This is a genomic window from Allohahella marinimesophila (assembly GCF_039538005.1).
In the GTDB taxonomy this organism is placed as follows: domain Bacteria; phylum Pseudomonadota; class Gammaproteobacteria; order Pseudomonadales; family Oleiphilaceae; genus Allohahella; species Allohahella marinimesophila.
The window spans coordinates 29,675-42,876 of record NZ_BAABBO010000019.1 but is presented as its reverse complement, the minus strand read 5'-3'; the positions used below and the strand labels follow the sequence as shown (position 1 = coordinate 42,876).

11 protein-coding genes are annotated in these 13,202 nt (G+C 55.7%); 6 read left to right on the top strand and 5 right to left on the bottom strand.

Going from position 1 to position 13,202, the window contains the following annotated elements; all coding sequences use genetic code 11:
* Positions 1 to 180 precede the first annotated feature (180 nt).
* From ABD735_RS18040 to ABD735_RS18030, 3 genes are all read left to right on the top strand, one after another.
* Positions 181 to 1,377, top strand: a complete 1,197-nt coding sequence (locus ABD735_RS18040) for an aspartate aminotransferase family protein (RefSeq protein WP_344809087.1) — start codon at positions 181 to 183, stop codon at positions 1,375 to 1,377.
* A gap of 101 nt (positions 1,378 to 1,478) precedes the next feature.
* Positions 1,479 to 2,393, top strand: a complete 915-nt coding sequence (gene argF / locus ABD735_RS18035; protein WP_344809085.1) for an ornithine carbamoyltransferase — start codon at positions 1,479 to 1,481, stop codon at positions 2,391 to 2,393.
* Positions 2,377 to 3,450: an ABC transporter ATP-binding protein gene (locus ABD735_RS18030; protein ID WP_344809083.1), complete on the top strand. Its 1,074-nt coding sequence runs from the start codon at positions 2,377 to 2,379 to the stop codon at positions 3,448 to 3,450. Before argF ends, ABD735_RS18030 begins: the two co-directional genes overlap by 17 nt.
* Before the next feature lie 188 nt (positions 3,451 to 3,638).
* On the opposite strand, the gene ABD735_RS18025 is transcribed toward ABD735_RS18030, so the two are convergent.
* Together ABD735_RS18025 and ABD735_RS18020 are read right to left on the bottom strand one after the other, a co-directional pair.
* On the bottom strand, positions 3,639 to 5,339 hold the full coding sequence (locus tag ABD735_RS18025) for an ATP-binding protein (protein WP_344809081.1): 1,701 nt from the start codon (positions 5,337 to 5,339) through the stop codon (positions 3,639 to 3,641).
* On the bottom strand, positions 5,339 to 6,121 hold the full coding sequence (locus ABD735_RS18020) for a response regulator (protein ID WP_344809079.1): 783 nt from the start codon (positions 6,119 to 6,121) through the stop codon (positions 5,339 to 5,341). The genes ABD735_RS18025 and ABD735_RS18020 overlap by 1 nt, the downstream gene beginning before the upstream one ends.
* 154 nt (positions 6,122 to 6,275) lie before the next feature.
* On the opposite strand from ABD735_RS18020, the gene ABD735_RS18015 reads away from it, so the two are divergent.
* Complete coding sequence (locus ABD735_RS18015; RefSeq protein ID WP_344809077.1) at positions 6,276 to 7,073, top strand: GNAT family N-acetyltransferase; 798 nt, start codon at positions 6,276 to 6,278, stop codon at positions 7,071 to 7,073.
* 13 nt (positions 7,074 to 7,086) lie between these two features.
* The gene (locus ABD735_RS18010) at positions 7,087 to 7,926 is read left to right on the top strand and encodes a lysophospholipid acyltransferase family protein (protein WP_344809075.1); all 840 of its coding nucleotides are present in this window, start codon (positions 7,087 to 7,089) and stop codon (positions 7,924 to 7,926) included.
* A 16-nt stretch (positions 7,927 to 7,942) separates the two neighbouring features.
* Here ABD735_RS18010 and ABD735_RS18005 read toward each other — a convergent pair whose 3' ends face one another.
* The 3 genes from ABD735_RS18005 to ABD735_RS17995 form a co-directional block, all read right to left on the bottom strand.
* On the bottom strand, positions 7,943 to 10,231 hold the full coding sequence (locus ABD735_RS18005; RefSeq protein ID WP_344809073.1) for an acetyl-CoA hydrolase/transferase C-terminal domain-containing protein: 2,289 nt from the start codon (positions 10,229 to 10,231) through the stop codon (positions 7,943 to 7,945).
* A 53-nt stretch (positions 10,232 to 10,284) separates the two neighbouring features.
* A complete protein-coding gene (locus ABD735_RS18000; RefSeq protein ID WP_344809071.1) occupies positions 10,285 to 10,776 on the bottom strand; it encodes a hypothetical protein in 492 nt (163 codons plus the stop codon).
* Positions 10,777 to 10,975: 199 nt separating this feature from the next.
* The gene (locus ABD735_RS17995; RefSeq protein ID WP_344809069.1) at positions 10,976 to 12,154 is read right to left on the bottom strand and encodes an alpha/beta fold hydrolase; all 1,179 of its coding nucleotides are present in this window, start codon (positions 12,152 to 12,154) and stop codon (positions 10,976 to 10,978) included.
* 114 nt (positions 12,155 to 12,268) lie between these two features.
* Between ABD735_RS17995 and minC the strand changes: the two genes are divergently transcribed.
* A complete protein-coding gene (gene minC / locus ABD735_RS17990; RefSeq protein ID WP_344809067.1) occupies positions 12,269 to 13,174 on the top strand; it encodes a septum site-determining protein MinC in 906 nt (301 codons plus the stop codon).
* Positions 13,175 to 13,202: the final 28 nt, after the last annotated feature.

Genomic DNA, 13,202 nt, shown 5'->3' with positions numbered 1-13,202 from the left:
ATTACCGCGCCGACACCTGGCCTGGAACAGTCGCAGGACCACCCAACTTCGCTGCAGCATCTGATTCGGTCTGCTCGCGGCCTGAATAACTGATGATCGAATAGTCTATCACTAGTTTAGCCGGAGGTCTTGAAGCAGTTCAGGACAGCCTGCTCTTCACTCAATCGAGGTTGCGCTTACATGCCGGCACTGTACTCCAACAAATTTGGCCGCCTGCCACTACTGATTTCGGGTGGCGATGGTTGCTGGTTGCAGCGGGAGAATGAGCCCCCTTTGTTCGATGCCATTTCGTCCCATAATCAGTGCAATCTTGGGCATCAGCATCCTGAACTCATCGCGGCTGTCAAGAACCAGGCGGACCGCCTCATGAGCGCCTCGCCTGTACTGCAGCTTCCAGTTCAGCAAAGTGCTGGCACCGATTTGTGCCAGATCGCCACGATGCACTCGGCAATTCTGTGCGATTCGGGTGCGGAGGCCAATGAACTCGCGATCAAGCTTGCCAGGTTCCAGGGGCGCCGAAAGAAGATTGCCGAGCCAGCCATACTGACCTTCGAGGGCAGCTTTCATGGCCTGTCTCTGGCTACCATGAGCGCCAGTGATTACCGCAAGGCCCATGCCCGCTATGAACCGCTGGTGAAGGGTTTCGTTCGCGCGCCCTTCAACGATCTGTCGAGACTTAGGCAGATTGCAGAAGCCAACACAAACATCACCGCCGTGATGGTTGAGTCAGTGCAGATAGAAGCGGGGATCCGCTTCGCCAGCACAGGGTTTCTTCACGGACTGCGCCAGATCTGCGATGAATTCAACTGGCTGCTGATACTGGATGAAATTCAGACGACCGCCGCACGAACCGGTACTTTCTTTTCCTTTCAGGAGCACGGTATCAGCCCGGATGTGGTGACCTGTGGTGAGGCACTGGCGAACGGTCTACCGTCGGGCGCCTGCTTGGCCCGCGATGCCGCTGCCGATCTACTCCACGACGGCGCACGTGGCACATCACTGGGCGGCGGCCTGCTGAGCAGCGCCGTCATTAGCGCGCAATGCGCCGTCATCAAGGACGGTCACCTGAGTGAGTTGTCTCTCGCCCTCGGTGAAGAGCTGTTGTCGGCGCTGAAGTCCGCTTTTGCCGGAGCGCACTACATCAAGGATATTCGTGGCCGTGGCCTGCTGATTGCGATCGAGATGAATGAGCCCTGCGAAGCGATTATTCCACTTGCGCTAAATTCCGGCCTTCTGATTGAAGTCTATCGGGAGAAAGTGATACAACTGAGCCCGCCGTTGATCATGCAGCCAGAAGATCAGTCATTTCTACTCGACAGCGTGGTCAACCTGATCAAGCTCTATGCCGGAGATGATCGAAAGACACCTCGACACTGAGCGCCGGGTTAACATCTGAAACGATGCCATAGGCGACTCCGTAAGACATGTAACCTGCACTGAGTTCGGCATCATCAGTGCAGCCAGATTAGGCAGAACCTTTGACTACTAGACACTTTCTGACTCTGCAGGACTTTGAGCCTGCGGAGCTGGACTACATTATTCAGCGCGGTATCGCACTGAAAGCCAAGCAGGCCAGCGGCGAAATTTACGAGCCGTTGCGGGCCAAAGTACTCGCCATGATCTTCGAGAAATCCTCGACCAGAACGAGGGTCTCTTTCGAATCAGGCATGGCGCAGCTCGGCGGCCAGGCCCTGTTTCTCTCTTCACGGGATACGCAGCTCGGCAGAGGTGAGCCCGTGGAGGATAGCGCACGAGTGCTGTCGCGCATGGTCGATATCATCATGATCAGAACCTTCAGCCACGAAACACTTGAACGCTTCGCGCAATTTTCTGATGTTCCCGTCATCAACGCCCTGACCGATGACTACCATCCGTGTCAATTGCTGGCCGACATGCAGACCTATTACGAGCATCGAGGCAGTATTCGGGGCAAGACAGTGGCCTGGATTGGCGACGGCAACAATATGTGCAATAGCTACATCAATGCCGCCAGCAGCTACGATTTCAAGCTGCGCGTCGCTTGCCCCAAGGGCTATGAGCCGCTCAAGTCCTTGTGCGAGCAGCACGCAGACCGGATCTTTATTACTGAAAGTCTTGAAGAGGCCGTTACTGGCGCCGATCTCGTCGCAACCGATGTGTGGGCCTCCATGGGCCAGGAAGAGGAGGCGAAGATACGTGCCGCTGCGTTCAAGCCCTATCAGGTGTCGCCCGCGCTCATGCAGCATGCCGCCCCCGACGCCCTGTTCATGCACTGCCTGCCAGCCCACAGGGGCGAGGAAATTTCCGAGACCATGCTGGATCACCCCTGTTCGGTCGTCTGGGATGAAGCCGAAAACAGGCTTCACGCACAGAAGGCGTTGATGGAGTTCCTGCTCAATGGTCGCGTCGACTGATCAGCGTTATGCGCTGGAGATAGAACAGCTTTCCGCCGGCTATGATGGTACGGATGTCCTGCACCAGGTGTCATTCGTGCTCAAGCCAGGCGAAATCGCCTGCCTTCTGGGCCCGAGTGGCTGCGGCAAGACGACTCTGCTGAAAACCCTCGCAGGGTTCAATTCGGTCTCTTCTGGTCAAGTGAAAATTGACGGCAGACTGTTGTCCTCGAAGGATGTCAACGTCTCGCCGGAGCATCGCGCCATAGGCATGGTGTTTCAGGACTTTGCGCTTTTTCCGCACTTCTCTGTCAACCAGAACATCGCCTTTGGTCTCGATCGCCTGAGCAAGCAGAAGCGGCGGCAGACGGTGGCCCAGTTGCTTGAACTCGTGGGCCTCCACGGGTTTGGCGAACAGTACCCTCATGAACTCAGCGGGGGGCAGCAACAACGAGTCGCTCTCGCCCGCGCCCTAGCGCCTGAACCTACACTTCTTCTGCTGGACGAACCATTTTCGAGCCTGGATGCTGAGCTGCGCGGCCGCTTGAGTCTCGATATCAGAGACATTCTCAAGCAGCGCAATGCCACTGCCCTCATGGTGACGCATGACCAGCAGGAAGCGTTCGCAATGGCAGATCAGGTGGGCATTCTGAAAGACGGTAACCTCCAGCAGTGGGACTCACCGTTCAACCTCTATCATGAACCAGCCAATCGCTTCGTGGCCAATTTCATCGGCAGGGGCACCCTGCTCGAAGGCATCATGCGCAGTGGTGAAGCCATTGAAACAGAGCTAGGTCTATTGATTGGCAATCGGGCGTATCGTTGGCCAGAGGGTCATCCGGTCGATGTACTGATCAGACCAGACGATGTCGTCGAAGACAGAAACAGTGATATGAGTGCGGTCATTGTGGGCAAGGTATTTGCGGGTTCTTCGACGCTGTACAGACTGGAACTCAGGTCCGGCAAACGTATCGAGATACTCTGCCCAAGCCATCATGACTATGAGCTGAAGGATGCCCTGCCCATCCGCGTACAGGCGGATCATCTCATTGCATTCGAACGACATGACCCCATATGAGAAGGTTCAGGCGCGGACGGCAACTTTTCTGCGGACAAAAAAACAGGGCCAAATAGGCCCCGAATACATGAAACAAGGAAAGTTCGATAGAACTACAACCTCAAAGCGTCATCCCTAACACTGTCTAAAGTGTAGATCAAGCCCCTCAAGCGGTATGTTGCTGAACTGTCTGTATTTGTTACTGTTCGTTACGAGCTGAGTTGTTTTCGTGGCCAGACAAGACTGAACTTGGCGCCGCCGAGTGCACTCTTGCCGACGAAAGCCTGACCTCCATGCCAGTACAGAATGCGACGGACGATCGAGAGTCCGAGCCCGTAACCACCGCTGCTCCTGGTTCGGCTATCGTCCAGACGTGCGAATGGTGTAAATATTCGCTCCCAATCCTCTTCCGGGACACCTGGTCCGTCATCCTCGACATCTATACGAATCGTCTCGTCACCAAAATTTGCGTTGATCTGCACCTGGGATTTTGCGTATCTCGCTGCGTTGCCTACCAGATTCTGCATGGAACGATGGATATATCTCGGTTCAACCTCGGATACTACGGCTTTCGGGTTGGCTACCTGTATATTGGCCTGAATGCCAATCCGCTGGTGAATGCGCGTTTGCTCACTGACTATCTGCTGCACGATATCCTTGACGTTGGTGGTCTGGAAATCGAGTATCGGACCGCCCTGCTCCAAGCGCGCATAGGTCAAGATCTCATCGATCAGCTCATTCAGCTCCTGTATGTCAGAGTCGATGCCCTTGAGCTGCTTGGTGACCACCTTGTCGTCGACGAAGTCTTCGATCATCTGAATACCGAAGCGGATGCGAGCCACCGGCGTTCTGAGCTCATGAGATACGGCGTGAATCATTTCCCGCTGCACGTCGACCAGCCTCTGGATATGATCGGCCATACTATTGAAGACGCTGCCCAGGCGCCCCACGGCATCAACGTGCGGATCCACGACCCTGGCGTCCATATCACCTCTGGAAATCCGGTTTGCCGCCGTTTCTATTTTCCGCAGACGGCTCTCGATCTGCTGCAATAGTAGGTGCAAAGTCACGCCTACACACACCAGCGCAAGCGCAACCAGCGTGCCGAGCACGGGCCAGGCCCAGACTTTAAAGCCCGGCAAGGGTGAGAGTTGCAGGAAGTGCTTGTCGTCGAGCGCTACGGCGAGTGCCCGCTGCTCAACACCCGCGTCAGCATGAGTCACCACGGGAAAGACGGTCCAGCCCTCCTGGACGAAGCGCTGTCTCAGGCCAAGCTGCCACAGTGCCATGTTTTCGACTGGCTGCAGAACCAGGGGGAGGTTCAGCCGTCGGGCCAGGGTGTCTACGGTAGCCGTTTGCATGGCCTCGTCACTCTGTCTGCTGAGAATTGAGACCAGTCTCGTACTCCAGAGCGCTGTCTCAAGCTCCAGGTCTGAAAACAGAATGGAGAGCACCTGCCCTGTAGGAAGCATTCGAAAGGCCTGAGTACCGCCATGGTAGGGGAGCACAACGGTCTGGCCTGCCAGCAGACGTTCGCGCTGAATACCTGTCAGCGGCAACTGTTGTAGCTGACGGAGTGCGTGGATCTCATTGGTACCGGTAATGGCGGTCAGTAACTCGAGGCGGGGTCGTGTATCTTCGGCAATCCAGGTCATGAGCGGCGTTACTCGCTGCTCACGATAGTCGCTGTATCGGGTGCTGTTGAGAAAATGGAAGATGGCCACAGCAAAGACGGCATAGATCAGCAGCGCCCCGGCCACGCCGAAGAAAACCCTGAGAAAGACGTTATCGGCTATCGGTAATTCGTCAATGCCCGCCCAGCGTTTCCAGCTGGCGCTTCGCTGCCCTAAAGACTTGAACATCTGCCTGAGGGCAGACCTGGCAGGGTGCCAGGAACATCCAGACTGCATCAGATCTCCCTGACGAAGAGATACCCCTTGCTACGAACGGTCTTGATTCGTCTCGGGTGAACAGGGTCGTCGCCTATCTTGGGTCGAATTCTCGACACCCTGACATCGATCGAACGATCCTGCCCGTCGTACTCGATACCTCGAAGGGCCGTGAAAATTTCTTCACGGCTGAGCACCCGGCCAGCATTGCTTGCCAACAACCATAACAGATCGAATTCAGCGCTGGTCAAATCGATACTCGACTCGTCGAGCCAGGCTTCGCGCATCGAACGGTCGATAACAAGATTGTTGAACTGCAGTCTCGAAGGTTCGTCACCGGACCTGTTCGCATCGACAGCTTCGGCCACGTTGGTGCCGGACTCATTGATGCGTCGCAGCAGCGCCCTCACCCGTGCCAGCAGAACGCGCGGCCTGACCGGCTTGCACATATAATCGTCGGCGCCCATCTCGAGGCCGAGCACCTGATCGAGATCGTCGGTTCTGGCGGTCAGCATCAGAATCGGCCCCGTATAGTTGGGTCGAACCTTGCGACAGATGGAGAGCCCGTCTTCCCCAGGTAGCATGAGATCCAGTACAACGAGGTCAGGCTGCTCGGTCTGTATGCGCTCGATTGCTCTGGTGCCATTTTCTTCGACGTTGACGATCAGACCGTTCGACTCAAGGTACTCTTTGGTCAATTCAGCCAACCGTTCGTCATCTTCGACAATTAATATACGCCAAGCTTCGCTGTTATCCACGATGTCTGATCTCACTTCGTAAGTTGGAACATGACTCTGAGCCATTTTTTTGATTCTTGTACAAAAAGATAGCCAAGAAGCTGCGTTAAGCAACTTTTTGTTACTGTCACCATGATGTCACACATGGGCTTTACGCTGGACTGGTTTGTCAATCCTGCGCCAAGAATCTTAAGTTGTGCGCTCACGCTCCGAGGTTTCCATGGAAGCAATGCTCTCAATAGACAACGCTGCCGTTGCCATCAAGACATCGCCAGCGCCCCGACGTGCCGAGCTGTTCGTGAAAGTGGCCAGAACGGCCGAAGAGATCCGTGCCGCCCAGCGCCTGCGTTTTCAGATATTCACCGAGGAGTACGGCGCTGACTTGCAAACCACAGAGCCAAACCTCGATGTCGACCACTACGACGAGCATTGTGACCACCTGCTGGTATTCGACAACATCAGCGGACAAGTCGTCGCTACGACCCGCCTGCTCGACGATGCACAGGCTGTCGGCTGCGGCGGTTTTTACTCAGAAAGCGAGTTCGATCTGGCCGCCATCACGGCATTGCCTGGCCGTAAGCTGGAGGTTGGCAGGACCTGTGTGGCGCCTGCGTACCGCAATGGCGCGACTCTCGCGCTGCTCTGGTCGGGCATTGCCAGATACGTGCTCGATAACAACTACGACTACCTGCTGGGCTGTGGGTCGATCAGTGTGGCTGACGGCTTCGATGATGCCTGGAATATTACCCGCCAGATTCACACCAGCCATCTGATAGCGCCCGCTCTTCAGGTTCAGCCAAGACAGCCATTGCCCCAGCCTGCCGAAACGCTGAAAAGCATGACCAGCCGCAAGCAAAAGGTTATGATTCCACCTTTGATTCGGGCATATTTGAGGCTCGGGGCCCGCATTGGCGGGGATCCCTGCTGGGACCCACACTTCCGCTGCGCTGATCTCTTCATCTTGCTTGAGGTCAGCGCTCTGGAGGCGAGGTATGCGCGCCACTTCTTGAAAGAATAGGACACTGTCTGATTTGCAGTCCCAGACCCAATTGAGCCTGATCCAGAAAGTCAGGCTGTCGCTGCGCGTGAGTGCAGTCGTGTTGTACTTTCTCAGTGGGGCTATTTTTGCCCTCTATTTCATCGTCAGGCGAGCCCTTTCGCGCGGCAGCTATTCGCCGTCTGGCGTCACTCATCTCTGGGCCGTGGGCTTTTGCAAGGTCATGGGCCTGCGCATTCACCGCTACGGCGAGCCGACTACAGCCACCTGCATGATGGTGAGCAATCATGTGTCGTGGATAGATATTGCGGTGTTTGCAGCCAGCACAAGGGTGCATTTTCTATCGAAGATTGAGGTCCGGAGCTGGCCCTTGATCGGATGGCTTGCCGAAGTCGCAGGCACCCTGTTCATCAAACGCGGTGGCAACAATGCAGGCAGTGTCATTGATGATTTGCGCAACTTCATGCAGGAAGGCAACAGCATACTCATGTTTCCGGAAGGCACGACCACCCAGGGATTGACGGTCAGACGCTTTCACAGCAAATTGTTCATTGCTGCCATCCAGGCTGGCGTACCCGTCCAACCCATGACCATCCTGTACGAATGTGACGGTACGCTGAACTACGATGCGGCTTTCGTGGGTGATGATGACATGCTGTCTCACCTCATTAGGTATCTGCGGAGGCCAGGCGGTAGAGTGCACCTGATGGCGCATTCGGCCATCCCCACTTACCCCGATTCATCCACCGCCGAGATCACACGCCTGGCTTCGGCGGCCGTCAATGCCGGCCACGCCCAATTGATCGCAGGGCTCGAAAAGCCCCCCGGTCCACCACCCGAGATCATCAAGGGCAAGCGCGGACGCTTTCAGTAAGACAGATGGTCAGTATTCAAGCTGACTCATTGAGATCATCGGTTTGACGCATTGCCAGCAGGAACAGGCGATATTCTGTTTCTGCCTTCAGGCTGGCCTTCCAGCCCTCGGCCTGGTTCCAATTACCCTGGTAGGCCATGAGTGCCAAAGCGTCTGCGTCGATTTCAGAGGGCTCCGTCTTCAGTAACCACGCCTTTACGCTGGTCTCCATCATGCCTCTCCGAGAGGCTGTAGCCGCTTTCAGCCACTTCAAGGCCTTGCCTACCCTGAGTTCGGTACTGGTGAAGGCGCAGTCAAAAGGAAAGGGCGGAAATGCCGAGGTTTCAGCGGTAAACGACGTGTCCAGCTGTTGCATGGCGTGCTTATAGGTGGCGGGATAGTTGTTTCGGTAAGCTGCTTCCAGCTCAAAGTTCCGCGGTAACTTGCCTACGCGCCTGGCCTGCTCAATCAGCTCTGGCTGAAAGCGGCTATCCGCTATTCTGATGATGGCGGCATACACCTCGGCATCCTGCTTGCCCCGAGTATCAGCAATACCGTATTCAGTGATGAAGATATCGCGCAGGTGACGCGGTATGGTCTGATGCGCATAGTTGAACACAATGTTGGATCGCGTCTCGCCATTGGACTCACGGGTGGCTTTCAACATGAGCACTGAGCGCGCGCCGGGTAGCTGGTGTGCCATTTCGACAAAATTGTACTGTCCCCCTACGCCGCTGACGACCCGTCCATCGTCGAGGCCATCCGAGATTGCACCGCCGCCGACGGTGACCATCATGGCGGAATTCATGAAGCGGGCATTACTGCGCTGGGCAGCCTTGAGCTGCTGCGAGCCAAATCGGTGGTCGTACAAGGAGTTGATAAAGCGCACACTGGTCATGCAAATGCCAGAACGCTCCGCCGTACTCATGGACCTCAGTGCCTCATAGAATTCATCAGGCCCAAGAAAGAAGCCACCATGGGCCACGATGCCGCCTTTCAGCTCTGCAGCGAACAGGGCATCCTCGAGCACCGCTCTCGAATCAGGGTCTGTGGTGTCCGCAGCACATTCATAAGCCTCGAAGCAGAGTTTTCCATCGCGAAGCGCCACCGCCTGGTCGAGCACGCCGATCGACTTGAGATAATCGACGTCACCGGCAGTCAGCACCTTTTCGATGGCGCCTTGCGCCACTAGAGAATCAATCAACAGCAGAGAGGCCTTTCTGTGAAGATATGGCTCCTCAACTCCCTGACTGGCGAGGTCGTGAAGCGCCTGCTGCAAGTGAAGATCCAGGTAGACCGGGCGCTTGAGAATATCTGTCTGCATCAACTGGATGAAGCCATCTGTCAGCATTTCGCTGGAGCCATAAAGGCCGGTAGAAAACGGCTCGAGCCCCCCGACGCTTGCGGCTGACGGAAAGCGCTCGTGCAGCTTGATCAGGTCGGCAAACTGGGCATAGCGCTCGTTCTGATGCTGCCGAAGAATGGTACTGTGCACCAGAGCAGTGCCCAACGAACCGATGCCAATCTGCAGGGTCCCCGCGTCGCGCAACAGACTGCTGGCGTAGAAACCGATCATGTGCTCTGCGGGACTGACAGCCATCGAAGGCGCAGCGAATAACGCGGAATGGGGCGCTGGTGGATCAAGGATCAGCTCGAAATCATCGGCCTCGACAACAGCATCATGAGGCATGAAGGGCAAATGATCATTGATCTCAGCGATACGACAGATTGGTGTGCCTTCGGCCTTGAGCCTGGCTAGCTCTACGTTGAGATCGAGCGTCAGGTCAGGATTGCAGCTGAGCGAAAACTGCGGTGGCCTGGTGTCGTCGTCATGATCAGGGTCTCGTGCCACGTATTGGGCGATGACATTGATACCCTGCAAGAGAAGATCACGAACGACGTGGGTGTAGTTGCTGGAAATGTAATGTTGCTGGGCGTAAGCATTTCCCAGATACCCGGCAGCCTGCAGAAAGAATTCAGTCACTTCGATATTGGGCGGCAGCTTCCCCGACCTCACGGCCGCATCGTAGTCGAGCGGTACGACATCGTCATATTGACGCTTCAGGAAGGCTTTGAGAAAACGAGCTTCGAGCTCTGATTTAGGCTTTGGCGCAGATAACGAGAGCGCAGTAATGATCTTCAGCGAGATCGTCTTGTCGACAAGTGCCCGTTGGTAGAGTGCGTTGATAACGGTGGTGGCTTTGCCTATGCCGAGCGGCAGGCCGATGACGATTCGCTTGCCGACTGTGGCAATCAGCTCATCGATGAGCGTATCTACATCAGTATGAGCGGCAGCTCCGGCGTAAGCGTCTGTTGTCTTTGGCATTACATTTCCGGCCTGGGTCGTGAAAGGCCTTCAGTGTGCCAGTTGAATTCCCTTCAAAACAACCAGCCCACGACGAAAGTAGAGGTATTACCGTATAAGTTGACCTGGTAATGAGCCTGCTGCAGCGCATCCTGGAGGAAAGCTGGTGCAGAATCGTACTTGCACCTGGGCCGGAAGCCACGCTTTTCGTCGTTCGCACTGAAAATGACTTCAGCAGATTCCTCTATCGCCTCGCCCATCCACTCCGGAAGGAGTCTGTCGGCCAGATAGCCGATCCGATCGTCTTCGCTATCGGTATGGCCGCCCTGTCGACTGCTTAACCGGGGACGAACATCTGAAAAACCCATGAGATCGCCCAGCTCTGAAAGCTCGATGGTAAAACCACGATGTGAATTCAGGCGCTGATGCTGAGGCTGAAAGGCGTGATGGGGACGATACTGTGACGGATGGTACTGGCTGCCGAAGCCTTCTGCTTTCACCTGCCCACTCTGAGCTACCAGATTGAGGCACAACAGTATCGCAAATAATCTGAAGTAGAGAACCATGGACGATCCTGGATTCCGTGGGCAGTTTGCCAGAACAAGTAGTGCTCTCATCTGTTGTCCCGCCATTAATTTGTCACTGAGCAAATAATAGCCAAACGTCGAAACCAAAACTGTGATGAACGCCCGCCACGTCGGCTTTTTGGCCTATAAAGCGGTAACGTTTTGTCAACGCAATGTCACTGGGGTGTAAAGCGCCTCTCTATGTTGATCGTTGTACCAGCCAGTCGGCAGCGATAGCCCATGTCGATGCGGGGGCCTGGCTGCCAGCAAACACGCCAGCATGCCCGCCGGGCACCACGCAGAATTCCTTGTCTTCAGAGGCAACTATATCCAGCAGTCTATGGGCTGAACGAGGGCTGACCAGGCGATCATCGGCCCCTGCGAACGCGAGAATGGCGCATCGGATGTTGTCGAATTCGGCGCGTTGATCACCCATCTTCAAACGCCCTCCAGCCATTTCGTTGTTGATCATCATGCTGACGGTCATCTCTTTTATGGTTTGACCTGGATAATCCACCATGTCGTCGAACCAACGGCTCACCGTAGTGTGATTGATGACGAATTCACGATCCCAGAGGTTGACCAGTAACTCCCAGTAGTTGATGAGACTGCCGAGTGGATTGGTCAGTTTGAAGACAAGTGAATTGAGCCAGCCAGGCACATGCATGAAGCGCGCGGGCAGATCCATGAGCGAAAAGTTGAGCAGTCTTGAAATGATCTGCGCGGGGCGATAAACCGCTGAAAGGATCTGACCGGCGACGCCGCTCTGGTGCATATCGATCGGGCTCGCCACGGTTACGACATTGCGAAGCCCGGTGTCGTTTGCAGTCGCGGCGTACATTAGCGTCAACAGCCCGCCCATGCAGTAGCAGAAACACGACACCTCGGTCTGCCCGCTGTCCTCGCGCACCGCCTTCATGGCCGCCGGCATCCATGACAATACGTAGGACTCCAGGGACAGTTCGTAGTGAGCCTCGGTCACTTCGCCCCAGTCGAGCAGATAGACATCGAAGCCCATGGCCAGAAAGTATCGGATCAGGCTGCGATTTGGCAGCAGATCGAAGATCATCGAGGTGGCCGCCAGCGGCGGCACGAACACCAACGGGACCGGCAGGCGACGGCGGCTCACTTCAAGTATTTCATCGCCGATCTGAATGCTGTCATCTTCCAGCGGCAGATAGTGGCGAACAGACATTATGCCGTCTCTGTATATTTCGTCGTAGGGCGTGAGATTGGCAACGATGAAATTTTCGGAGAAGAGACGGCGTTCAATAAGGTGCAATGCGCTCAGCAATAGCCGCCGCGCCATCTTCGGGGGGCCTTCAGTGGCACCAACCGACGCTTTCGTGCTCATGTGGGCAGGGGTCTTTCTCTTCACACACTTTCCTCGTAGAATGCGGATTACGTCGGTGTCCGCAGCGGGTAAATCCCTTGGCTGTCAAAGGTATTACCACAATAATGAACACACCGCATGCAAAGGGAATACAAAACGATGTCTCAGGCTAATGCCGACCTTCTCGACGCGACCTGTCTTCAGATTAAGGGCGCTCTCACTCCGCTCACCACCTTCGAGCTCTACTATTACGACGAAACGAGATTTCTCGAAGCCGTCGAGGAGAAGATCGCCCAGGCACCGAAACTGTTTGAAAACCTCCCGATCGTGCTCAGCCTCGAAAAATTCGAAGGTAACGGTCCGGAAGACGAGGTTCAACCAGTCAGCGAGACGACGGCCCTGGAAAGCCTGGACTTTGGTCTGATCAAGCGACAGTGTGCCGGTCTTAGGCTTCAGCTGGTTGCGGTTCGCGGCGCCAGAGGCGTCGTTGCGAAGAACGCGAAAGCAGCCGGTCTTGCAGTCATGACCTCACAGCGCTCCTTGGCCGAAGCTACCCGCATTCCGGCGCCTGACGTCGAGCCGGTAATTGAAGACAAACGGCTGCAGCCAGTATTTCGGCCGCCTACCAACGAGACCATCGTTGCGCCGCAGCTGGCGCCAGAGAATGATCAGCAGCAGTCAGGTGCCGAATCCGAAGAACCAAAAACGCAGGCCGAACCTGCGGAAGAAGCAGTTCCCAGGAACATGATCGTCACGAACCCGGTGCGTTCGGGGCAGCAGATCTACGCCAAGGGCGGCGATCTCATCGTCACCGCCGCTGTCAGCGCCGGTGCGGAATTACTCGCGGATGGCAATATTCACGTCTATGGTGCCCTACGTGGTCGCGCGCTGGCTGGCGTCAAGGGCAACCAGGCTGCAAGAATTTTCTGTCACAGCCTTGAGGCCGAACTGGTCTCCATTGCCGGGCAGTACAGAATCAGCGAAGATCTCCAGAAGACTGAGTGGCAGAAAAGCTGTCAAATCTATCTTGCAGACGGCAAGATGAAAATTCAGGCACTCAGCTAAAACCAACCAGCTTCAATCAGGATTTGTC